General features: G+C 41.1%; 25 protein-coding genes and 1 other annotated feature. Of the genes, 17 read left to right on the top strand and 8 right to left on the bottom strand.

Annotated features, from left to right (window positions below):
• Positions 1-160: 160 nt before the first annotated feature.
• From lepB to Q4557_RS02160, 7 genes are all read left to right on the top strand, one after another.
• Positions 161-1075, top strand: a complete 915-nt coding sequence (lepB, locus tag Q4557_RS02190; protein WP_102475612.1) for a signal peptidase I — start codon at positions 161-163, stop codon at positions 1073-1075.
• Positions 1075-1755, top strand: coding sequence for a ribonuclease III (gene rnc / locus Q4557_RS02185; protein WP_102439234.1), 681 nt, complete (start codon positions 1075-1077; stop codon positions 1753-1755). The genes lepB and rnc overlap by 1 nt, the downstream gene beginning before the upstream one ends.
• Positions 1752-2756, top strand: coding sequence for a GTPase Era (gene era, locus Q4557_RS02180; RefSeq protein WP_102439233.1), 1005 nt, complete (start codon positions 1752-1754; stop codon positions 2754-2756). Before rnc ends, era begins: the two co-directional genes overlap by 4 nt.
• A gap of 47 nt (positions 2757-2803) precedes the next feature.
• Entirely contained in the window at positions 2804-3511 is a 708-nt protein-coding gene (gene recO / locus Q4557_RS02175; RefSeq protein ID WP_102439232.1) for a DNA repair protein RecO, read from the top strand.
• Positions 3512-3624: 113 nt separating this feature from the next.
• Entirely contained in the window at positions 3625-4362 is a 738-nt protein-coding gene (pdxJ, locus tag Q4557_RS02170; RefSeq protein ID WP_102439231.1) for a pyridoxine 5'-phosphate synthase, read from the top strand.
• Entirely contained in the window at positions 4362-4742 is a 381-nt protein-coding gene (acpS, locus tag Q4557_RS02165; RefSeq protein ID WP_102439230.1) for a holo-ACP synthase, read from the top strand. The genes pdxJ and acpS overlap by 1 nt, the downstream gene beginning before the upstream one ends.
• A gap of 157 nt (positions 4743-4899) precedes the next feature.
• On the top strand, positions 4900-5442 hold the full coding sequence (locus Q4557_RS02160) for a DUF962 domain-containing protein (protein ID WP_102439229.1): 543 nt from the start codon (positions 4900-4902) through the stop codon (positions 5440-5442).
• Positions 5443-5520: 78 nt separating this feature from the next.
• Here the strand turns inward: Q4557_RS02160 and Q4557_RS02155 are convergent, their stop codons facing one another.
• Positions 5521-6804, bottom strand: a complete 1284-nt coding sequence (locus Q4557_RS02155) for an HlyC/CorC family transporter (protein ID WP_102439228.1) — start codon at positions 6802-6804, stop codon at positions 5521-5523.
• Positions 6805-6905: 101 nt separating this feature from the next.
• Positions 6906-7694, bottom strand: a complete 789-nt coding sequence (locus tag Q4557_RS02150; protein ID WP_102439227.1) for an inner membrane protein YpjD — start codon at positions 7692-7694, stop codon at positions 6906-6908.
• A gap of 266 nt (positions 7695-7960) precedes the next feature.
• On the opposite strand from Q4557_RS02150, the gene ffh reads away from it, so the two are divergent.
• From ffh to Q4557_RS02110, 8 genes are all read left to right on the top strand, one after another.
• Positions 7961-9334 (top strand): signal recognition particle protein, encoded by a 1374-nt coding sequence (gene ffh / locus Q4557_RS02145; protein ID WP_102439226.1) that lies wholly within the window; start codon positions 7961-7963, stop codon positions 9332-9334.
• Positions 9335-9550: 216 nt separating this feature from the next.
• Positions 9551-9802: a 30S ribosomal protein S16 gene (gene rpsP, locus Q4557_RS02140; RefSeq protein WP_102439225.1), complete on the top strand. Its 252-nt coding sequence runs from the start codon at positions 9551-9553 to the stop codon at positions 9800-9802.
• Positions 9803-9820: 18 nt separating this feature from the next.
• On the top strand, positions 9821-10351 hold the full coding sequence (gene rimM / locus Q4557_RS02135) for a ribosome maturation factor RimM (RefSeq protein ID WP_076542574.1): 531 nt from the start codon (positions 9821-9823) through the stop codon (positions 10349-10351).
• Between the two features lie 15 nt (positions 10352-10366).
• A complete protein-coding gene (trmD, locus tag Q4557_RS02130) occupies positions 10367-11113 on the top strand; it encodes a tRNA (guanosine(37)-N1)-methyltransferase TrmD (RefSeq protein ID WP_076542576.1) in 747 nt (248 codons plus the stop codon).
• Positions 11114-11148: 35 nt separating this feature from the next.
• Positions 11149-11502 carry a 50S ribosomal protein L19 gene (gene rplS, locus Q4557_RS02125; RefSeq protein ID WP_076542580.1) on the top strand — a complete coding sequence of 118 codons (354 nt, stop codon included), beginning with the start codon at positions 11149-11151 and terminating at the stop codon, positions 11500-11502.
• Between the two features lie 248 nt (positions 11503-11750).
• Positions 11751-12824 (top strand): 3-deoxy-7-phosphoheptulonate synthase, encoded by a 1074-nt coding sequence (locus tag Q4557_RS02120; RefSeq protein WP_076542582.1) that lies wholly within the window; start codon positions 11751-11753, stop codon positions 12822-12824.
• 25 nt (positions 12825-12849) lie between these two features.
• Positions 12850-13989 (top strand): bifunctional chorismate mutase/prephenate dehydrogenase, encoded by a 1140-nt coding sequence (gene tyrA, locus Q4557_RS02115; protein ID WP_102439223.1) that lies wholly within the window; start codon positions 12850-12852, stop codon positions 13987-13989.
• Between the two features lie 108 nt (positions 13990-14097).
• The gene (locus tag Q4557_RS02110; RefSeq protein ID WP_102439222.1) at positions 14098-14430 is read left to right on the top strand and encodes a hypothetical protein; all 333 of its coding nucleotides are present in this window, start codon (positions 14098-14100) and stop codon (positions 14428-14430) included.
• 100 nt (positions 14431-14530) lie between these two features.
• On the opposite strand, the gene pheA is transcribed toward Q4557_RS02110, so the two are convergent.
• The 3 genes from pheA to Q4557_RS02095 form a co-directional block, all read right to left on the bottom strand.
• Entirely contained in the window at positions 14531-16486 is a 1956-nt protein-coding gene (gene pheA, locus Q4557_RS02105) for a prephenate dehydratase (protein WP_102531399.1), read from the bottom strand.
• 62 nt (positions 16487-16548) lie between these two features.
• Positions 16549-16664 (bottom strand) — a sequence feature (Phe leader region).
• A 131-nt stretch (positions 16665-16795) separates the two neighbouring features.
• Entirely contained in the window at positions 16796-17149 is a 354-nt protein-coding gene (raiA, locus tag Q4557_RS02100; protein ID WP_102439283.1) for a ribosome-associated translation inhibitor RaiA, read from the bottom strand.
• A gap of 162 nt (positions 17150-17311) precedes the next feature.
• A complete protein-coding gene (locus Q4557_RS02095; protein WP_157936104.1) occupies positions 17312-17452 on the bottom strand; it encodes a hypothetical protein in 141 nt (46 codons plus the stop codon).
• A 296-nt stretch (positions 17453-17748) separates the two neighbouring features.
• On the opposite strand from Q4557_RS02095, the gene Q4557_RS02090 reads away from it, so the two are divergent.
• Positions 17749-18429: a cytochrome b/b6 domain-containing protein gene (locus tag Q4557_RS02090; RefSeq protein WP_303410383.1), complete on the top strand. Its 681-nt coding sequence runs from the start codon at positions 17749-17751 to the stop codon at positions 18427-18429.
• 114 nt (positions 18430-18543) lie between these two features.
• On the opposite strand, the gene Q4557_RS02085 is transcribed toward Q4557_RS02090, so the two are convergent.
• Positions 18544-18993, bottom strand: a complete 450-nt coding sequence (locus tag Q4557_RS02085) for a cytochrome c (protein WP_102439219.1) — start codon at positions 18991-18993, stop codon at positions 18544-18546.
• A gap of 204 nt (positions 18994-19197) precedes the next feature.
• Between Q4557_RS02085 and trpR the strand changes: the two genes are divergently transcribed.
• Positions 19198-19476 carry a trp operon repressor gene (gene trpR, locus Q4557_RS02080; protein WP_102439218.1) on the top strand — a complete coding sequence of 93 codons (279 nt, stop codon included), beginning with the start codon at positions 19198-19200 and terminating at the stop codon, positions 19474-19476.
• A gap of 18 nt (positions 19477-19494) precedes the next feature.
• Here the strand turns inward: trpR and Q4557_RS02075 are convergent, their stop codons facing one another.
• Together Q4557_RS02075 and Q4557_RS02070 are read right to left on the bottom strand one after the other, a co-directional pair.
• Positions 19495-19884, bottom strand: coding sequence for a hypothetical protein (locus Q4557_RS02075; RefSeq protein WP_102439217.1), 390 nt, complete (start codon positions 19882-19884; stop codon positions 19495-19497).
• 289 nt (positions 19885-20173) lie between these two features.
• Positions 20174-20725 carry a peptidylprolyl isomerase gene (locus Q4557_RS02070; protein WP_102439216.1) on the bottom strand — a complete coding sequence of 184 codons (552 nt, stop codon included), beginning with the start codon at positions 20723-20725 and terminating at the stop codon, positions 20174-20176.
• Between the last annotated feature and the right edge of the window lie 657 nt (positions 20726-21382).

The following is a 21382-nucleotide window of genomic DNA, read 5'->3' as shown; positions in this document are numbered from 1 at the left end:
TTGTCATTAGCAAAAGTTAATTTTGCAACAACGGTTTATTCGTATAATTTGTAACATTACAGTTAGTGCTTAACGATGTATTCCATAGGATACTCATTATTCAGCGGTTTATTCATTAAACTATTATTTGAAAGTGTTAAAGGCAGGAGCTTAAATTTCAATGGCAGCCCATTTTTCTCTTATTTTAACCATAATAACCCTTGTGAGTGGGTTAATTTGGTTAATCGATGCAACGATATTTGCCCCTAAACGTCGTGAAAGCTTAGCCCTTGCAGAAGCAAAGCAACCTGATTTGAGTGATGATGCAAAATACAGCATTACGCGTGAATCAACCTTGGTTGAATTTGCCCATTCAATTTTTCCGGTTATCGCATTTGTATTGATATTGCGTTCATTTATTTATGAGCCATTTCAAATACCATCAGGCTCAATGAAACCGACTTTACTGGTAGGTGATTTTATTCTGGTAGAAAAATTCAGTTATGGTTTACGTGACCCCGTCTTTCGCAGCAAGCTAATTGAAACAGGTGAGCCTGAGCGTGGCGATGTGTTTGTGTTCAAATATCCTCAGCAGCCTGAAATAGACTATATTAAAAGAGTGGTTGGTTTACCCGGTGACCGTATTATTTACCAAAATAAGCAATTTCTTATTCAGCCTAAATGTGATGCAGCAACAAATTGTCCGCCAGCAAAAGCAATTAAGCTAACGCCAGTTAATCGTGGTGAGTTTACCCATGAAGGTGTGTCGTTATCTCGCTATACCGAGCAGTTAACTGATGTAGAACATGATATTTTAATCAACCCATCTCGCCCTGATTTTAGCTCACATTTCTTTGAGCAACCGGGTACGGCAGTGGGTGAATTTATTGTGCCAGAAGGTCAGTACTTTGCCATTGGTGATAACCGTGACAACAGCACTGATAGCCGCTTTTGGGGCTTTGTCCCTGAAGCTAACTTAGTAGGTAAAGCGGTAGCGATTTGGATTAGTTTTGAATTTGAACGACCTGCAAGTAGTTGGTTACCAACATGGGTACCAACCGGGGTGCGTTTTGACAGAGTAGGTGCGATCAAGTAATGGAACCAATTAAAAACTTACCGCGACTGTGTCGTACGCTGGGTTATGAGTTTACTAATGTTGATTTATTAACTCAGGCATTAACTCATCGTAGTGCTGCATCAAAACATAATGAGCGCCTAGAGTTTCTAGGTGACTCGATTTTATCAATCATTATTTCTGATGCCCTTTATCATCAGTTCCCTAAGGCTACTGAAGGTGATTTAAGCCGTATGCGTTCCACCTTAGTCAAAGGTGAAACCTTAACGGTTATCGCAAAAGAATTTAAGCTAGGCGATTACCTCTACTTAGGCCCTGGCGAGCTTAAAAGTGGTGGATTTAGACGTGAGTCTATTTTAGCTGATGCGGTTGAAGCAATTATCGGGGCGATTTATTTAGATGCTGACATAGAGACCTGTCGTAAGTTATTACTGACCTGGTACCAGCAGCGTTTGGCTGAAATCAAACCTGGCATCAATCAAAAAGATCCGAAAACGATTTTACAAGAATATCTGCAAGGTTATAAAAAGCCCTTACCTGAATACCATGTTGTTGATGTAAAAGGTGAGGCCCATGACCAGACATTTACAGTTGAATGTCGCGTAGCAGAAATCAATAAAGTAGTGACAGGCGTCAGTACTTCAAGAAGAAAAGCTGAGCAGCTAGCTGCCGCTCAGGTATTGGAGCTTATTAATAAATGACCAAAAAAACAGACTTGCCAGAGAACTCACCAGTTGAGCCGAGTTTAGATGAATTATTGGCAAGGATGAATGGCGCTGCGCCAGCCGCTACAGCAAAATACGAGATCACCTATTGTGGCATGGTTGCTATTGTCGGCCGCCCTAATGTGGGTAAATCGACCTTACTGAACAAGTTACTTGGGCAGAAGGTCAGTATTACCTCTAAAAAACCGCAAACCACTCGTCATCGCATTATGGGTATCCATACCGATGAAGCTAGGCAAATTGTTTTTGTTGATACTCCAGGCTTACATATTGAAGAAAAGCGTGCGATTAACCGCCTCATGAACCGTGCTGCAGCAAGTTCGCTTGCTGATGTCTGCATGGTTGTGTTTGTGGTTGATGGCATGACGTGGACTGAAGATGATGAGATGGTGCTCAAGAAATTAGAGCAAGGCAGTGGTCAGCGTAAAACGGTTTTAGCTATCAATAAAGTCGATAATATTAAAGATAAAGAGTCTTTATTCCCTTATCTTGAAAAGTTATCTGCTAAGTTTAAATTTGATGAAATTCTGCCTATCTCGGCTACTAAAGGCACGAATATTCAACGAATTTTAGATTTAGCCAGTGAGTCGTTACCTGAAGCTGGATTTTATTTCCCAGAAGATTACGTCACTGACCGTTCGCAACGCTTTATGGCATCAGAAATTGTCCGTGAAAAGCTAATGCGCTTCTTAGGTGATGAATTGCCTTATGATGCCACCGTTGAGATTGAACAGTTCAAAATGATGGAAAACGGCGTTTATCAAATCAATGCTTTGATTTTGGTCGAGCGTACGGGCCAAAAACGTATGGTTATCGGTAATAAAGGTGAGCGTATCCGCACTATCGCCACCCAAGCTCGACTTGATATGGAAACCTTGTTTGATAATAAAGTTTTCTTAGAAGTTTGGGTTAAGGTTAAGTCAGGCTGGGCAGATGACGAACGTGCTTTACGAAGCTTAGGCTATGGTGAAGACTAAGCCGATGCTTTACTTAATACCGACTTTAGCGACTGTGTAACCCTGCTATGTTAAGGGGGTACATACTACATCATCGACCATACAGAGAATCCAGTGTGATCGTTAACCTGTTAGTTGATGATGTAGGAAGGGTCGATGCCTTAGTCAGAGTAGGTAGCGGAAAAAAATCCCTTAAAAGTATCATTCAGCCATTTCAGCCGCTGATATTCCAGTTCAATAGCAAATCAGGCTCTACTGATTCTTCGCTTAAATTTATTACCCAAGTTGAACCCGCAGCGCCGGCATTACCCCTTAAAGCTGAAAGTTTATATTCTGCTATGTATCTTAATGAGCTGCTGGTTAGGGTACTTAATTCAGGCCAACATGCTGAAGGGTTATTCCTGCATTATCACCGCAGTTTAATGGGCTTGGCGCAGCAATTTAGTTCCAGTCATTTACGCTATTTTGAGATGGAGCTACTTTTAGAATTAGGTGCTTTGCCATCACTGGACTACGACACCTTAGGTGAGATGATCATGGCAGGTTGCAGCTATCGTTTTGTTACTGATGCCGGTTTTGCTGTCGTAAATCAAGCCGCATCAGAGCATTTTACAAGCAGTCGTAACTTGCTCGCTGGTGAGATGCTCATTCAGCTCAAGCAAAAACAATTAACCCCAGAGCACCTAAATCAAGCCAAAGGGCTCATGCGCTATCTGTTAACGCCGCTATTAGGCGGTAAGCCATTACTTAGCCGTAAGTTATTTATTAAACAATAACTTTTTAATATATGAGCAGCCAGTGGTTTACATTAGAATAGGCCCACTAGTTTGAAATATTACTTTTTAGATTTGCTAGTTAGCGAGTCAGTTTTGCCAATTAAGGAGCCACAATGAGTGGAATTTTATTAGGAATTAACATCGATCACATTGCCACTCTTCGTCAAGCTCGTGGAACCAGTTACCCTGATCCTATCCATGCCGCAGCGGTTGCAGAACATGCTGGCGCAGATGGCATCACTATTCATTTACGAGAAGATCGCCGCCATATTCAAGACCGTGATGTGTATTTGTTGGCTAAAACCCTTAAAACGCGGATGAATTTTGAGTTTGCCGTTACCGATGAAATGATTGCGATAGCCTGTGAAGTTAAGCCCGCCTATGCCTGCCTAGTGCCAGAAAAGCGTGAAGAGCTGACCACAGAAGGTGGCTTAGATGTGGCAGGTCAACTTGATAAAATCACTCAAGCTGTCACGACGTTAGCTGCAGAAGGCATCAAGGTATCTTTATTTATTGATGCCGACAAAAGCCAAATAGATGCTGCTGTAGCATCGGGCGCACCTTATATTGAAATCCATACCGGTTGTTATGCCGATGCTGAAACGGATGCTGAGCAGGCTATAGAGTTGGCGCGCATTACTGAAATGGCCAAATATGCTCACAGTAAAGGCTTGATTGTTAATGCAGGACATGGATTGCATTACCATAACGTCAAAGCTATTGCAGCTATCCCTGAGTTGTATGAGTTAAATATTGGGCATGCTGTTATCGCTAGAGCAGCCATTGACGGTTTAGCGACTGCAGTAAAAGATATGAAAACATTAATGCTAGAAGGGCGTAGAGGCGAATAATGGCCATTGTGGGTATTGGTACAGACATTATTGAGATAAACCGCATTGAGCTGCAATATGCCCGTTTAGGGGATAAGTTAGCTAAGCGTGTACTCACGCCTACAGAGCTTGAAATTTACCAATCTTCAAAAATAGCCCATCGATACCTAGCAAAACGTTTTGCTGCCAAAGAAGCCGCAGCGAAAGCCTTAGGCACTGGTATTGGCCGCGGAGTTTCATTTCAGCATATTCATATCAGTAATGATGACAATGGTGCGCCACTAATTAGCTTTACTGATGGTGCATTAGCAAGGCTTGAGCAACTAGGCGCGACCCGCGGCCATATTACTATTGCTGATGAGCAGCATTATGCCGTTGCAACTGTGATTATTGAGTCTTAGTGACTGAAATTGTTAATATTAAATATCTAAAGGCGCTTAATGCGCTTTTTTGTGGTTGAGTCTTTTTAGGGCGAAACTTGAGTTTGCTGATATCGATAGGGTAAGTTAACGTGAGTTAACCATTACTCACAAAAAACTAACAACTAAAGGTGGTGATATGAAATCAGCGGTCGAGCAGTTAGCAACTTATAAAAGTGTGCACTTAAACCCGAATAATATTCGCACCCATTTCATCGGCGTACCGCTGATTATCTGGTCAGTATTTTTGATGTTAAATTTTATACCGGTGAATTTGCTGTCTTTGCCAAATTTGTATATCAATGTGAATGTGGCATCCGCGTTTGCTATCGGTACTTTAATTTACTACTTCATCTTGCATAAAGGTTTAGCGTTAGGATTAACGATTTTTATTGTTCCAGTGCTTATCACCACTACGCTGGCAGCGCAGCATGGGGCGGGCTGGCTTGTGGCCATTGCTGTATTTGTTGTTGGTTGGGCGATTCAGTTTATCGGCCATAAATACGAAAAAGCCAAACCAGCTTTTATTGACGATTTAAATCAACTTTTGATAGGGCCGTTTTTTTTAATGGCAGAGTTGTATTTTATGCTTGGCTTTGGCAAAGAACTTGAAGAAGAAATCACCCCAATAGCGCGGGATAAACGCAGAGCGTTAGAGGCTAAAAAGCGTCAAACCGCATAAGTTTGATTGAATTTTCGGTATTAAAAAAGGCGCTCAATGCGCCTTTTTAGCTTTTTAATAGCTTAAAACTAACTAATGTTAGTCATCCTGCTCAACTTCAGTAAGCGCAGCATCCGGTATGACTTTTACCGTTTTAATCATGTTATCTGATACCTCTAAAACCTCAATGTCATAGCGGCCTATTTTAAGGCGAGTACTGGCTGATGGTATCTCTTCAAGGTGTTCGATGATCAACCCATTTAAGGTTTTAGGTCCATCGATGGCAAAATCCCATTTCATTTCTTTATTTAAGTCACGTATGGTGATGCTGGCTTCGATAATGAAACTGCCATCTTGTTGAATATCAATATCTTCACTGGCAGTGGTAATCATTGAAGTGGTGAAATCACCGACAATTTCTTCAAGAATATCTTCTAACGTCACCAAACCTTGAATATCACCATATTCATCCACTACTAAGCCAAAACGTTCTTTATTCTGCTGAAAGTTAGACAGTTGTACCGTTAACGGCGTGCCTTCTGGAATGAAGTACAATTCTTTTACGGCTCTTAATAATGTCGACTTACTAAATTCTTCTTTTGACTGCAGTCTTAAGGCATCACGCAGGTGGATAAAACCGACGGCATCATCGATATTATCGCGATACACCAACACTCGTGTGTGCGGGCTTTGAGTCACCTGTTTATTAATCAGTTTGAATTCGTCATTAACGTTAATGGCATAAATGTCTGAGCGCGGGATCATAATGTCTTCAACCGTGACTTTTTCTAAATCTAGAATCGACAAAAGCATTTCTTGATGTCGCTGCGGGATCAATGCCCCAGCTTCATGAACAACCGTGCGTAATTCTTCTTGACTAAGGGCATCATTAACACTGACATTTTTAATTCCTAATACCCGTAAAAAACCAGAAGTGATTAAGTTAATTACTTTCACTAGCGGCCATAATATCGACAGTAAGGCTTTTAATAGCAAGCTTGACGGAAAGGCAATACGTTCAGGGTGTAAGGCGGCAATGGTTTTTGGGGTGACCTCGGCAAAGATGAGAACCACCAAAGTCAAAACACCTGTGGCAATAGCTACGCCCATGTCACCAAATAAGCGCATGCCAATAATGGTTGCTATAGCAGAGGCTAAGATATTAACCAGATTATTACCAATTAAAATCAGGCCGATTAAGCGGTCGGGTCGCTCTAACATTTTTAGTGCACGAATAGCACCTTTGTGGCCGCTAGCTGCTAAATGACGTAAGCGATAGCGATTTAAGGTCATCATGGCGGTCTCACTACCCGAAAAATAGGCTGAGATACAAATTAACACCAACAGAGAGAAGAGGAGTGCGCTGGTAGAAATAGCGTCCAAAAATGGCTCCAGTTATTGTAGTAAAAAAAAGACGAATGATGAGTATCAATCATTCGTCATGAGTGTCAAGCTTGGTTAATACTATTCAACCAAATATACGGTTATCGTAAAATAATTTCAGTAACGATTCGTGCGCCAAAATAAGCCAGAGAAAGTAACGTTGCCCCAGATAAGGTATATATTACAGCTGTACGAACACGACAACCGATGCTGTAATGCTGCCAAAGCATCACACAGTAAACCACCCAGGCCATAATTGATAAAATAGCCTTGTGACCTTTGCCATCTTCAAACATATCTTCCAAGAAGATAAACCCTGTCGCCAGTGATAATGTTAGTAGCATCACTCCGATAGTCACCAAATGGTACAGCTGTTTTTCAACTGTCATTAATGGCGGCATGCCGGGGCTCATCATGGTTTTCTTGTTTTTCAATTTATTTTGGATTAGCCACAACTGAATAGCGTACAAAGCTGCAATCATCAAGGCACTGTAGGCCATAAGCGATAATACAATATGTGCTAGGATTTCTGGGTGAACATCAAAGTGGATGATGTATTGAGGGGGAATGAGCCACAGCACAGCAACCGAAATAACTGAGCAAGCATAAACCACAGGCACCACAACAATCACTTTTAAGCGGTGCATGATAATGGTAAAGCTAAAGGCAATAATCCAATTAACCAGTGAAATCACATTGGTTAAACTAAAGTTTTGCCCATCAGCGGTAAAAATGGTTTGTGATAATGCAATGCCATGAAGCACAACGGCAATGGATGCAAAGATAGCAACGAGCTTGCGATTGGGACCTTCTACGTGGAAAAGTCGGCTTGTCACTAAAATAAGTGCAATGCAATAAAACAACATCGCCGAAGCTGGGAAAATGACCATCTGGAATAAACCTATCAAGTTATGAGTGCCGTTGTTTTTTACAATATAAAATCAGCACATCTTTAGTTAGTTAAGATTAACACGAACGCCCCCCAATAGTGGAGTGACCTAAGACTCAAAATTTAACAGTTTCCATCATTTAACTGCAAATTCTTTACGAAAGATGATGAATATCAAATCTGATAGCGCAGGCTGATGTCGCATCTTGAAGTAGTTTGGGTATAATGGGCGCCAATTATGGAATCGTTTAAGGTATACAGCAGCGCATGTTTGAGAATCTATCTGACAGACTGTCACGCACCCTCAAGAATATTAGTGGTCGTGGTCGCTTAACCGAAGACAACATTAAAGATACCTTACGTGAAGTGCGCATGGCGCTGCTTGAGGCTGATGTTGCTTTGCCAGTGGTACGCCAATTTGTTAACAGTGTAAAAGAACGCGCTGTTGGTCAAGAGGTGTCAAAAAGTTTAAGTCCAGGACAAGCATTCATTAAAATTGTCCAAAACGAACTTGAAATTGCAATGGGTGAGGCCAATGAAGCCTTAGACCTCGCTAGTCAACCGCCAGCAGTATTAATGATGGCAGGTTTACAAGGTGCGGGTAAAACCACCAGTGTTGCCAAACTGGCTAAATTTTTACGTGAACGCGAAAAGAAATCAGTACTGGTAGTGAGTGCCGATGTTTATCGCCCTGCAGCGATCAAACAGCTAGAAACCTTAGCCACCGAAGTAGAAGTTGAGTTTTTCCCATCGGATGTGAGCCAAAAGCCAGTAGATATTGCTACTGCCGCGATTGCCCATGCCAAGCTTAAGTTCATTGATGTTGTGATTGTCGATACCGCAGGTCGCTTGCATGTTGATGAAGCGATGATGGATGAAATTAAAGACCTTCATGCAGCCGTTAATCCTGTAGAGACGCTCTTTGTTGTCGATGCTATGACTGGCCAAGATGCAGCTAATACTGCAAAATCATTTAATGAAGCATTACCGTTAACCGGTGTGATCCTGACAAAGATTGATGGTGATGCACGTGGCGGCGCGGCGTTATCGATTCGTAATATTACTGGAAAACCGATTAAATTCTTAGGTGTCGGTGAAAAAATTGATGCCCTTGAGCCATTCCACCCTGAGCGTATTGCTTCACGTATTCTTGGTATGGGCGATGTGCTTTCACTCATTGAAGAAGTAGAACGTGGCGTTGATAAAGACAAAGCCATGAAGCTTGCTTCAAAAGTGAAATCAGGTGGCGGCTTTGATTTAGAGGATTTTCGCGAACAACTGCTGCAAATGAAGAATATGGGCGGCATGATGAACATGATTGAAAAGCTGCCAGGTGTAGGCCAATTACCACCCGAAGCGTTAGCCCAAGTTCAAGATGGCAAGATGACCGGCCAAATGGAAGCTATTATTAATTCAATGACACCAGGTGAGCGCAAGCGTCCTGATATCATTAAAGGTTCACGAAAACGTCGTATTGCCTTAGGTTCTGGCACTCAAATTCAGGATGTTAATCGTCTTTTGAAGCAGTTTACTCAAATGCAAAAAATGATGAAAAAAATGTCAGGTAAAGGTGGCATGAAAAAAATGATGCGCAGTATGGGCGGTATGATGCCTCCGGGAATGAAGTTTCCAGGACGTTAATGCCTAAGTTTTTCATGGATATCTATTCAAATACCGCCGGTTAGATTTATTTTGACCTATTGCAGGCATTAGCCTTCGATGTAAAAATCGTCGGATTTGGTTGCAATAGTTGAAAAGTCAGGTAAAATCTTCCGGCTTTCTACTGGGGCCCTTCGCGAACACGGAGTCCCAGTTTTTTATTTTTGCTTCTAGCAAATCATTAGAGGAATAAAACGCATGGTTACCATTCGTTTAGCTCGTGGCGGCGCAAAAAAGCGTCCATTTTACAGTATCGTTGTAGCAGATAGCCGCAATGCACGTGACGGTCGTTTCATCGAACGTGTTGGTTTTTTCAACCCTTTAGCTAAAGGTCAAGAAGAAACTTTACGTTTAGATTTAGATCGTGTTGATCATTGGGTTGCAACTGGTGCTGCAACTTCAGATCGCGTAGCAAAATTGATCAAAGACGCTCGTAAAGCTGTTGCTTAATAGCGTTAAGGTATAAAGATGAGTAGTAATCAACAACCCATCGTACTAGGCAAAATAGGTTCTAGTCATGGTATTAAAGGTTGGATGAAAATCACCTCTTATACCGATTCTGTTGAAGGTATTTTTGAATATTCCCCTTGGTACATAAAAGAACAAGGTGAATGGCGTGAGGTTAAGGTCTCTCAGTGGCGTTTTCAAGGTAAAGCACTCGTGGCTTGCTTAGAAGGCGTAAATACACGAGAGGATGCGCAAGCACTTACAAATTGTGAGATTGCCATTCAGTCAGACCAAATGAAAAACTTGTCAGAAGATGAATTCTACTGGCGAGATTTGATTGGTTGTACTGTGACTAACACCAAAGGTTACAACATGGGTGAAGTCGATCAGATCGTGGAAACAGGATCGAACGACGTACTCCTTGTTAAAGCTAACGTAAAAGATGCTTTTGGCAAAGCGGAACGAATGATTCCCTTTGTCCCTGAGCAGTTCGTCCTTGAGGTGAACTTGCAAAGCAAACAGATATTAGTGGATTGGGATCCAGACTTTTAAGTCGAGGTACATCATATGCGGTTAGGGGTAGTAACCCTGTTTCCTGAGATGTTTCGTGCCGTTACAGACTTTGGAGTCACGGGTCGAGCCGTTAAAAACGGCCTGTTAGAGTTGCAAACGTGGAATCCTCGTGATTTCACCCATGATCGACATAACACTGTTGATGACCGACCTTACGGTGGTGGTCCAGGCATGTTGATGATGGTGCAACCGTTACGCGATGCTATTCATGCAGCGAAAGCTGCGGCAGGTGACGGTGCAAAGGTGATTTATTTATCACCTCAGGGACGTAAGCTGGATCAGCAAGGCGTTTCTGAGTTAAGTAAATCAACAAGTTTAGTGTTGGTATGTGGTCGATACGAAGGTGTTGACGAACGTATTATTCAATCTGAAATTGATGAAGAGTGGTCAATTGGTGATTATGTGCTTTCGGGCGGAGAATTACCGGCGATGACCTTAATTGATTCAGTTGCAAGGTTAGTACCTGGTGTACTAGGTAAGCAAGCGTCAGCAGAGCAAGACTCTTTCTCTGATGGCTTATTGGATTGTCCACACTATACACGCCCTGAAACTTTAGATGGTGTCGGTGTACCAGCAGTGCTTTTAAGCGGTGACCACAAAAAAATTAGACTCTGGCGGTTGCAACAAAGTCTTGGTAGGACTTTTTTAAGACGACCAGAATTATTTGAAAATCTAGCTCTGACTGGCGAACAAAAGACTCTTTTAGCGGAGTTTGTCAAAAATTTAGACAAACCTGTGTAGTCATAAGCCCAGTTATTTCTAGAACGGAGTAAGTTATGAACAACATCATTAAAATGCTCAACGAAGAGCAAATGAAAACAGATGTACCTGAATTTGGTGCTGGTGATACAGTAGTAGTTAAGGTACGTGTAGTTGAAGGCAACAAAGAACGTCTTCAAGCGTTTGAAGGTGTGGTTATCGCTAAGCGTAACCGTGGTCTTCATTCTGCATTTACAGTACGTAAAATCTCTAATGGCGAAGGTGTTGAGCGTGGTTTCCAAACGCACAGTAAACTAGTAGCTAGCATCGAAGTTAAGCGTCGCGGTCGTGTTCGTCGTGCTAAGCTTTACTACTTACGTGATCGTTCAGGTAAATCTGCACGTATCCGTGAAAAGTTGGCAACTAAGTAAGACTAGTTACCCGCTTAAAAAAATTAGATGCAGTGTTCGCACAATAGCCCGCCTTTATGGCGGGTTTTTGTGTTTTTGGAGAAAATTAAATTTAGTGGTTGATTAGTGGCTTAATCCAAGGCATAGTTAGCCCAACCTTGTAATGGCGTAGCGGTACAGTGTTACTTTTTAGTAAGGTCAGTTAGTGCAGTCATGGTTTACGCGATAGCCCCAAGACAGAAATAATTTTTTAAGAAGTGAGAAATATCATGCAGCAAGATACGATTAATAACGTTCATATTAGTTCAGAGAAAGTACTGGTCACCCCAGCAGAATTAAAAAAAGCATTGCCGCTGTCTGATCACGCTTATCAGTACATTCTTGACGCACGTAAAACCGTTGCCGATATTGTCCACAAACGTGACAATCGAGTATTAATCGTTACTGGCCCATGCTCTATTCACGATATCGATGCTGCCAAAGAATACGCCCTAAAGCTTAAAAAATTACATGATGATCTCAGTGATGAGTTTTATATCTTGATGCGGGTTTACTTTGAAAAACCACGTACGACAGTAGGTTGGAAAGGCCTTATCAACGATCCTGATATGGACGAGTCATTCGATGTTGAAAAGGGACTGAGAATGGCGCGTGAGTTGATGATTTGGCTTGCAGAGCTCGAGCTGCCGGTAGCGACTGAAGCGTTAGACCCCATTAGCCCACAATATATGTCAGAGCTGGTGACTTGGTCGGCCATTGGTGCCAGAACCACAGAGTCGCAAACTCACCGTGAAATGGCATCTGGCTTATCCATGCCAGTAGGATTTAAAAACGGCACTGACGGTAAACTTGGAGTGGCGATTAATGCACTGCAATCTGCGGCAAGCAGCCACCGCTTTATGGGCATTAACCAGCAAGGGCAAGTGTCATTACTGCAAACTGCAGGTAACCCCGATGGCCATGTGATTTTACGTGGTGGCAAAACACCTAATTATGATGCTGACAGTGTGGCAGAGTGTGAAGCGCAGTTACATCAAGCCAAATTAAATGCCAGATTGATTATTGATTGTAGTCATGGCAATTCATCAAAAGACTATACAAGACAGACACTAGTTTGCGAGGATGTATTTAAACAAATACATGCAGGTAACCGTTCAATTATTGGGGTGATGCTTGAAAGTCACTTAAATGAAGGTAATCAATCCAGCAATAAGCCTCTGTCAGAACTGGCTTATGGGGTATCGGTAACCGATTCTTGTATAAATTGGCAAACTACTGAGACATTGTTGCGTAGCAATGCTAATTTACTTAAAACAGTATTACCTAATCGATTCGCAGCATAAACGCGGCGATGGATGGATTTAAGCGATGAATGAAAAAACCACTTTAGATTTAGACAATTTGCGTGAGCTCATTGACGGCGTTGATCAGCAACTACTGCATTTATTACGTAAGCGATTAGATCTTGTTGCTCAAGTCGGGGCGGTTAAGCATGCTGCTGGGGTGCCGATTTACGCACCGCAGCGTGAAGCGTCAATGTTGGCGAAACGCCGTAAAGAAGCCAGTGAGATGGATGTTTCACCGCAACTTATTGAAGATATTTTACGTCGTTTAATGCGTGAGTCCTATTTGAATGAAAAAGATGTCGGATTTAAGCAAGTAAAAACGGATCTTGGTCATATTGTCATTGTTGGTGGTGAAGGCCAACTTGGTGGTTTATTTAGTCAAATGCTGACGCTGTCTGGCTATACTGTAAAAAGCCTTGATAAAAACGACTGGCATCGCGCAGACGAGTTATTTGATGGCGCTGGCATGGTGATCGTTACCGTGCCAATTAATGTCACTTGCGAGGTGATCAGCAATCAATTAAACAATTTAGCTGATGATTGTATTCTTGCTGATTTGACCTCAATTAAAACTGAGCCTTTAAATGCCATGCTTGCCGCTCACAATGGCCCTGTAGTGGGTTTACACCCAATGTTTGGCCCTGATGTGGGCAGTTTAGCAAAACAGGTTGTGGTGGTGTGTGATGGCCGTGAACCCCAAGCTTATCAATGGTTGCTCGATCAAATTATTATTTGGGGTGCACGCATTGTTAACGAAGATGCACAAAAGCATGATAAAGCCATGCAACTAGTGCAAGCCATGCGTCACTTTTCAACTTTTGTTTATGGTTTGAACTTATGTAAAGAGCAGGCCGATATTGAGACGCTTTTACAATTTAGTTCGCCTATTTATCGTTTAGAGTTGGCTATGGTGGGGCGTTTGTTTGCTCAAGATCCAAAGCTGTATGCTGATATTATTTTTGCCCAAGAAGGTAGCCAAGTCGCCATTAGTGATTATCTCGATAACTATGGTCAAGCGCTTCAACTACTTAAGACCGGCAATCGAGATGAATTCGTGTCTCAATTTGAGCAAGTTGCAAAATGGTTTGGGGATTTTGCGCCACAATTTCAGCAAGAAAGCCGCGCTATGCTACAGTCTGTCAATGATATGAAGACCAATTAAGCCGAGTTAACGCTGAATAATATTGCGAAATCATCAAACAGGGATTAAGGTTAAAGGGAGCTGCTTTTAAGTAGCTCTTTTTTTCGGACTAATAGGAGTGATAATCTAATGACAAATACTGAGGTTTACACCGCAGAAGATTTATCGCTTGGGCATTTTTTATATGCACTAATGAGCGCCTTTCCACTCTTTTTTTTACCAGTGTTTTTTAGTTTATTAATTAATATTTCCCAAAACCGTATTCCAGCAAGCTCTTTGCTGGGCTCTCATTTAAGATGGCAACGTAATAGCATGACAGGTTTGATGCCATTATTGATCTTAGGCTATTTTACTCCTCAATTATGGCTTAGTGTCCCGATATTTGTATTAGCTTTAGGCTGGTTTAGTTATCGTATTTTTAAAGGATGGCTTGGGTTAAATGATAATGTCAGCATGTATTAATTGTTGATTAACCAATAAAAAACCGAACTTAAAGTTCGGTTTTTTATTGGGCTAAAAGCAACCGCATGGTTTGGATAAATGATGCGGTTGGTTGCTGGTTTTATTGATGAAGCTCGTGTAGCAAGTGATGTTGGTCATCTGCCTCTGCCAGTTGTTGCTCATTCAGAATCAGCCCGTTGGCCTGTAGTTGCTTAACCGCTATGGCTTGCTGATGTAAAAGTGGGCTGTTAACCGCGTAACTGGTATTAACAATAACTGGCAAGTGGCATTGATGCTTTATTGCAATTAATCCGGCTAAATCCAATGACAGTTGCTCAGGATTAGTAAAGCTTCTAATGCCTGCTTCAACCAAGATCAGTTGTTGATTACCCGTGGTTAAAACTCTATCTGCAGCAGTAAGCCAGTCAGAGGTACTTGCCATAGTATTGCGCTCAAGCAATACCGGTTTACTGATAGCGCCAGCTGCATCTAACAGTTCTTTATCAAACATCGCCTTACCGGCAAGATAAACCATATCGGCCGACTTTACTGCGATATCGAAGCTGCTTACTGAGTCAACTTCAATGGCACTGAACAAGCCTGCTTGCTCAACGATATGACAATAGTTTTTAAGGTTTAACGGCGATAAGTTATCTGTAGATGAAGCTTGTAGCAATACCCCTTGATAACCAGACTCTTTCACCTGCTTCACCTTAGCGGCAAATAAGTCATCGGTGTCTGTAAGGGTCATTTGTTGCAGCGCAACTAAGTCCTTTTCACCAATGGCACACTGTTTGGTTTCAATAATGGTCTGCTCTTGTCGATACAACTTCGAATGCTTAGGGGCATCAAGATTGTCACTGGCAGTTTTATTGGGGGCTTTAGAGCTATTTGGCTCAATCACTAGCTGACTACTATTAAGTTGAGTTGGTTTGACGGTTTCACAAGGGTAACAGCCCAGCACTTTTATAAAGCGTGTCAGTCTTTCTAATTCTTTTAAGGCTTGCTGCATATCATGGTTTGCAAGATTTTCATCAACATCAAGGTAGAACATTTCTTCCCACGGGGTGCCAGGGATTGGGCGAGACTCTAACTTACTCATATTAATGTTATGGGCTTTTAATACGAGTAGCGCCTCAACTAGCGCGCCGGGCTTTTGTCCTGTAGCCATAATCAAGGTGGTTTTTGCCGGCAGTTGTGACGGCACTGCTACAGCTTTGCGTGCAACCACAATAAAGCGGCTTTGATTAATTTTTTGGTTGGCTAACCCTTTTTCTGTGGCACTTAATTGATATAAGGCGCCGCCTTCAGCACTGCCAATAGCGGCAACACTGTCATCATCTGCGTCAATGACTTGCTGCATGGCTTCAGCACTGCTTGAGCAATAGGCCAGCGTTAAGTTTGGATGTTGTGATAACCACTGACTGCATTGGCTAATGGGCTGTGGGTGAGCAAATACGGTTTTGATTTGTTCTAATTCAGCATTATTTTTGGTGAGTAAGCAATGGCCCACTTCAATGGTTGTTTCTCCGACAATTGAAAGAGAGGTGTGTTGCAGCACGTCATACACTTCATTAATTGAACCCGATGAGGTATTTTCAATAGGTAAAAAACCTAAGTCAGCATGGCCGAGTTCAACTGAACTGATAATTTCATCAAAACTTTGGCAGCCTAAATCAATCATTTCTACTTGGCGGCGCTGACAAAAACGGCTGGCGGCGAGATAAGAGTATGAGCCTCTAGCACCTAGGTAGGCGATGGTCGATTGTTGTTGCTGGATTTCAGGGTTAGCACGGCCATGTAAAAAGGCTTGTTGATTCAAGACTGAATCTTCAATAATGCTTTGATAAAGTGAGATAACAAAGTGAGCATCTAAACCTTGCTCTCTACCTTGTTGAACTAAGCGTTCTAATAATTCTTTTTCCCGCTGCGTATCTCTGATGGGCCTAACATCGACTTCTTTACTTCTGGCGACATCAAGGCTTAATTCACGCCTTTTGGCTAGTAAGGCTAATAAGTCCTTATCTAGTGAGGTAATTTGTTCTCTGGTCTGACTCAATTCTGGCGCTTTTTTCATAATAGCCTCAATGACGACTGCTTAGCTGACGTGGTGTTGAACAGCGAGCATTAAATATTTAATAATAAAAAGCCCCCCAGTTGGGAGGCTCTAAATTTCATTTTCGTTTTTACACAAAAAATCGGCCTCAATATGGGGGCTGAATAAAAAAGAAAATAAAATTGCGGCTAGTGATATTTTTCATACTGTAAAATTAAAGCGCTAAGCTATCAGTGTCAATCAAATAATGATCAAGTTTGCCCATTGTTTATGGTTTGCATAAAAAAGCGCACCCGAGGGCGCGCTTTGGTTTAAGAGTAATAAAAAACATCAAGCTGCGGTTTCCTCCTTATAGACATACTCAAAATCATTATCGGTTTCAGTTGTTGGTGAAACGTGACGTTGAGCCTGGGGTTTATGAGTCAGGCGATTTAGCTGTTTTTCCAGCTTTTTACCCATTGCAGTTATTGCTGCGTAAAGGTTTTCATTTTTCGCCTGGGCGAATAGTTCTCCACTTGGCAAGCCTACTGACGCTTCTATCTTAAAGAGCTGCTTTTCCTGAGTGATAATTACATGCGGGTTAATGAGTTGTAGATCATGTCTTGCGAGTTTTTCAATTTGTCCTTCGATACGTTCAAGAATCGGTGCAGTTACTTCAAGTTGCTTGCTAGTGATTTTCAGCATATTTCGAACCTTCTGTTGTTTGCTTAAGTTCAGATTACCAAGCTCTGAAAGAAAAATCGTGATCTAAATCACGTTTTGTAGGCCTTTTTAGACTGTTTGATTCATATTTGATCGCTTAGACAATTTAGCTAAAAAACCGCTTAAAAAGTCTTGAAACTCAATCTAAATAGGCGCATATTTGAATGGATAACAACCTAGCTTACCTCCCAGTTTTGAACGATTTTTGTTCACCAACTCCATTCTATGCAGCGGTTCAACGTCATTGAAACCATGTTTGCTGCCAACGTTTATACTGCTTGTCATCACTGGCTCCAAATATCTTTCTAAGTTTGACACTCATATCCAGATTTAAGGCCGTACTTATAGGCAAAGCCCTATTTTCAGAGCTGATTAAATAAACCCAAGTCTTGTGTTTTAATCCAATAATACAGAAACATGTAAGCTGTTGATGCTAATTGCTCCACAAGTGCTAGAGTTTGCACTTGTTTGATGAAACGCTGTAATACTTAATTACTTTTCTTTACCTTAAGGGTCTATGAGTGCAAGAATTTGCTCTTTATAATCAAGCATATTAAAAGAACTAAGCTTAAGGCACATCTATGAGTATAGAACAAAAAAAAATTAAGGTATGGGATATACCCACTCGATTATTCCACTGGTTTACGGTGGCGTTGCTGATTTGTTTGTGGTGGACAGCAGATGCAGGAGAGATGGAGTGGCACCAAGTTTGTGCTTATAGCTTTTTAGTGCTGATTGTCTTTAGGTTACTGTGGGGGGTTGTAGGTAGTGATACCGCAAAATTCAAAGACTTTGTCGCTGGACCTAAAAAAGTTATTGGTTATTTACGTGAGCCGTTAAAAGAGCCTGTTGTTGGCCATAACCCTATGGGTGGTTATATGGTGATACTAATGCTATTTGTGCTCACATTGCAGTTGCTAACGGGCCTATTCGCTACAGATGATATCTTTACCGAAGGACCGCTTTACGCCATGGTGTCTTCTGATACTGCTTCATTTATGACATGGTTACACAAAATGAACTTCAATTTTATCCTTGGGTGCATCGCATTGCATCTTTGCGCGATTACGATTTATGCCATTAAAGGACACAAGTTAGTAGGTGCGATGATTTCGGGTAAAAAAACCTTAACCCATGAGGAACATAAATTACTGAGCGCTGAGCCTAAAATGAAATCACCGTTACTTGCTTTTGGGATTGTCATGATACTTGGTTCAGGTGTCTGGGTATGGCTTATTGCACCTATCATTGCGTTTATGTGATTGAATTAATTCAAGAGACTGTCAGAAAAAAGCCCACTTCAGTGGGCTTTTTATTAGCGAGCTTAAATATGAATAGCATATTTAAGGCGCTGAATTTTTAACAATGTTTTATGGTTAGTCTTTCTTGTACATGTCATGGCAGCCTTTACAGCTTTTGCCTGTATTACCAAATGCTTGCTTGATTTGCTTTTTATCACCTGTTTGGGCTGCCAAGTCTAACTTAACCGCATTTTCTTGGAATTCGGTCATCTTAGTATCAAAGTCTGCTTTATTTGACCAGATCTTTGCTAAAGCTTCTGTATCGCCGTTATCAGAGCCTGCAATAAAACCTTCATGAGGGATTTTAGCTAGTGCCGCTAAATTAGCAGCGCGAGTTTGAAATACGGTTAATTCAAACTCTTTTTTGCCTTTCATCATTGCAGCCATATCGCCAAATTGGTAGCGGATTAAACTAAAACCTGCTTTACGATAATCGATAGCGTCATTGGCATCTTCAAAGTTATGTGCGTTGACAGTTGGAATAAGCAATGCGCTGACAGCTAAGGCCAATATTTTATTTTTCATGACAGATCTCTTTTTATTTATTGATTTATAGGTGTTTGTCACATTTTAAGCATAAATTTGAACCAAGTGCGAGTCTAGTTTTGTGTTTAATTGTAAATTTGATTTTTACAATAATTATCAGGCATATTTTGCATATATGATTTCTGTAAAAGCTGAATTGTTGCTACACTTTGTACTGTCGAGGCATTACTAAAAGAGAGCGTTATGCGAGCTAATTGGGATTCAGTTGTAGAAAAGGTACTAAGCTACCCAAATTCTGACGAATTAGGCATTTTATTTCAGTTATTAATGACAGAAGAAGAGCGTAGTGCAGTTGCTGGTAGGTTAAAGGTTTTTCAACTTTTATTGCAAGGTGAGCTAAGTCAGCGTCAAATATCTGCAGAATATCAAGTGAGCATTGCGACCATTACTCGCTGTTCAAACTATTTAAAAAATATGCCTCAGGCGCAAAAAGACAAAGTCCAGCAGCTGATACTGGACTAGTTACTTATGTCGCGCTAGCTATCTAAATTTAGCTTTAATGTTCGTTGAGGGATGCTTATGGCATCGATAGCTGATACGGCGCAGTAATATATAGCCTCCGTATGTAAAAAGCCCTATCGACAGTAACTGTGCTGAATCTTGAGGGAAAAAACGAAAGGTGATTACGGCCGAAATAATGTAAATGAATGGCATAAAGCCATATATTGAATCGGGTAGGTAACCCTCGACTCGTTTTCTTTTCTTATCCGTTCGGCGGTTTCTAGAGCGTAGGTTCCAGACATGAGCGCCGTAAAAAAAGACTAATATTGAAGCAACGACAATATAGGGTTGTTCAATGAAAGGTACGCTAGCTGCGCCGACAATCATATAGGCGTAAGGTAAGATTTCGTATAGCGGTTTAATTAACATAAGCACTCCTTCGCTTTAAATTAATTTTCAAACAGCAACAAAGGTTAACTCTATAACCTTCAAACCCAGCTGCTTTCTAGTTACCAAAGCACAGAGAAAGAAACAAAACCTGTGCCCAGCAATGCTTGTGGTTAAGTTTCACAGACAATCTATCTATGATTAATAATAACGTAAAAAAAATACGTCAACCTAAAAAAGGCTAACGTATTTAATAATTCAAACTTTAGGCTGAGTTAATCCAGTCTAAGTTATTGAATCAATGTCTAGGACAAAAATTGTTTATTAGACTTTAGTGGCAGCCACAACCGCCATTGCCATCACAACCCGGTTTGTCAGTACCACAAGCTTCATGGGCGTGCTCGCTGCCACAACCACCAGCAGCATGAATATGACCATGGGCAATTTCTTCGGCAGTTGCTTCACGTACATCCATCACTTCAACGCTGAAGTTTAATGCTTGACCAGCTAAAGGGTGGTTGCCATCAACAACGACTACAGTATCTTTTACTTCAGTAACTTGAACTGGGCGTTGACCCATTTCAGTTTCAGCAATAAAACGCATACCTGGCACGATGTCTTCGATATCGCCGAATGCTTCAAGAGGGACTTCTTGTTTTAGGCCGTCATGGTATTCACCATATGCTTGTTCAGTTGGAATATTCGCGTCAAATTTGTCACCAACAACTTTACCTTCTAGCTCAGTTTCTAAGCCTGGAATTAAGCCTTCAGTTCCGTGTAGATAAACCATAGGTTCAGCTTCAAATGAGCTTTCGATTAAACGACCTTCTTGATCGGTTAAACTGTAGTGAATAGTTACTGCTGCATGTTTTGTGATTTTCATAACGACTCCAATTCTGAATGTGGCGGCATAATACTATTGTTTTTACAAAGTCGCGATAATTTGTATCAGCTTTTGCTTATTCAATCACATGTTTTTAAATCAAGTATCTCGCTGGCTGACATTTGCTTTAAATCGTGGCGCATCCGGTTACTTATCCTTTGACAATGGATGTTTTTACCATTGTTGCTGTGACTAAATTTACGCGCAGTACACAGGTCACTGTTTTTAAATAGATTAGATGAATCATTTTCATGGTGATTTGCGCTGCCATGTTTATGAAAATGCTAATTTTAGTGCTTAGGCACTGAAATTTAATGCAAGATGACTTTTGGCGCTTTTGAATAACCATATAAAAATCATAATAATAGTAAGCATCTGACTTGTAAGTATTTATTTTTGTATATCTTTTTTGGATTACGTTTACGTAAACATACTAAAAACTTGTTTTGGAGGCGTTTTTTAGTGTGATAGCTGCGATTATTGTGATTTCAGCAGTGATTCAGCTTGTTATCAATAGAGTACTTAAAAATAAACCACTAATTAGGGGTTGACAACCTACCTTAAAAAAAGCAATTCTGTTATCAATTCAAAACAAACACATATTAAATCGAGTGTAATGATGAAATCCGTTAACCATGTTGTAGTTACCATTATTAC

The sequence above is a fragment of the Shewanella sp. 5_MG-2023 genome (assembly GCF_030547465.1).
Lineage (GTDB): Bacteria > Pseudomonadota > Gammaproteobacteria > Enterobacterales > Shewanellaceae > Shewanella.
Note: the sequence above shows the minus strand (reverse complement) of the source record. Positions and strands in the feature narration are given on the sequence as shown.

Coding starts and splice junctions, on each gene's coding strand:
- lepB (WP_102475612.1), top strand. CDS start 161: ATGGCAGCCCATTTTTCTCTTATTTTAACCATAATAACCCTTGTGAGT.
- rnc (WP_102439234.1), top strand. CDS start 1,075: ATGGAACCAATTAAAAACTTACCGCGACTGTGTCGTACGCTGGGTTAT.
- era (WP_102439233.1), top strand. CDS start 1,752: ATGACCAAAAAAACAGACTTGCCAGAGAACTCACCAGTTGAGCCGAGT.
- recO (WP_102439232.1), top strand. CDS start 2,804: ATGTTAAGGGGGTACATACTACATCATCGACCATACAGAGAATCCAGT.
- pdxJ (WP_102439231.1), top strand. CDS start 3,625: ATGAGTGGAATTTTATTAGGAATTAACATCGATCACATTGCCACTCTT.
- acpS (WP_102439230.1), top strand. CDS start 4,362: ATGGCCATTGTGGGTATTGGTACAGACATTATTGAGATAAACCGCATT.
- Q4557_RS02160 (WP_102439229.1), top strand. CDS start 4,900: ATGAAATCAGCGGTCGAGCAGTTAGCAACTTATAAAAGTGTGCACTTA.
- Q4557_RS02150 (WP_102439227.1), bottom strand. CDS start 7,694: ATGGTCATTTTCCCAGCTTCGGCGATGTTGTTTTATTGCATTGCACTT.
- ffh (WP_102439226.1), top strand. CDS start 7,961: ATGTTTGAGAATCTATCTGACAGACTGTCACGCACCCTCAAGAATATT.
- rpsP (WP_102439225.1), top strand. CDS start 9,551: ATGGTTACCATTCGTTTAGCTCGTGGCGGCGCAAAAAAGCGTCCATTT.
- rimM (WP_076542574.1), top strand. CDS start 9,821: ATGAGTAGTAATCAACAACCCATCGTACTAGGCAAAATAGGTTCTAGT.
- trmD (WP_076542576.1), top strand. CDS start 10,367: ATGCGGTTAGGGGTAGTAACCCTGTTTCCTGAGATGTTTCGTGCCGTT.
- rplS (WP_076542580.1), top strand. CDS start 11,149: ATGAACAACATCATTAAAATGCTCAACGAAGAGCAAATGAAAACAGAT.
- Q4557_RS02120 (WP_076542582.1), top strand. CDS start 11,751: ATGCAGCAAGATACGATTAATAACGTTCATATTAGTTCAGAGAAAGTA.
- tyrA (WP_102439223.1), top strand. CDS start 12,850: ATGAATGAAAAAACCACTTTAGATTTAGACAATTTGCGTGAGCTCATT.
- Q4557_RS02110 (WP_102439222.1), top strand. CDS start 14,098: ATGACAAATACTGAGGTTTACACCGCAGAAGATTTATCGCTTGGGCAT.
- pheA (WP_102531399.1), bottom strand. CDS start 16,486: ATGAAAAAAGCGCCAGAATTGAGTCAGACCAGAGAACAAATTACCTCA.
- raiA (WP_102439283.1), bottom strand. CDS start 17,149: ATGCTGAAAATCACTAGCAAGCAACTTGAAGTAACTGCACCGATTCTT.
- Q4557_RS02095 (WP_157936104.1), bottom strand. CDS start 17,452: ATGACAAGCAGTATAAACGTTGGCAGCAAACATGGTTTCAATGACGTT.
- Q4557_RS02090 (WP_303410383.1), top strand. CDS start 17,749: ATGAGTATAGAACAAAAAAAAATTAAGGTATGGGATATACCCACTCGA.
- Q4557_RS02085 (WP_102439219.1), bottom strand. CDS start 18,993: ATGAAAAATAAAATATTGGCCTTAGCTGTCAGCGCATTGCTTATTCCA.
- trpR (WP_102439218.1), top strand. CDS start 19,198: ATGCGAGCTAATTGGGATTCAGTTGTAGAAAAGGTACTAAGCTACCCA.
- Q4557_RS02075 (WP_102439217.1), bottom strand. CDS start 19,884: ATGTTAATTAAACCGCTATACGAAATCTTACCTTACGCCTATATGATT.
- Q4557_RS02070 (WP_102439216.1), bottom strand. CDS start 20,725: ATGAAAATCACAAAACATGCAGCAGTAACTATTCACTACAGTTTAACC.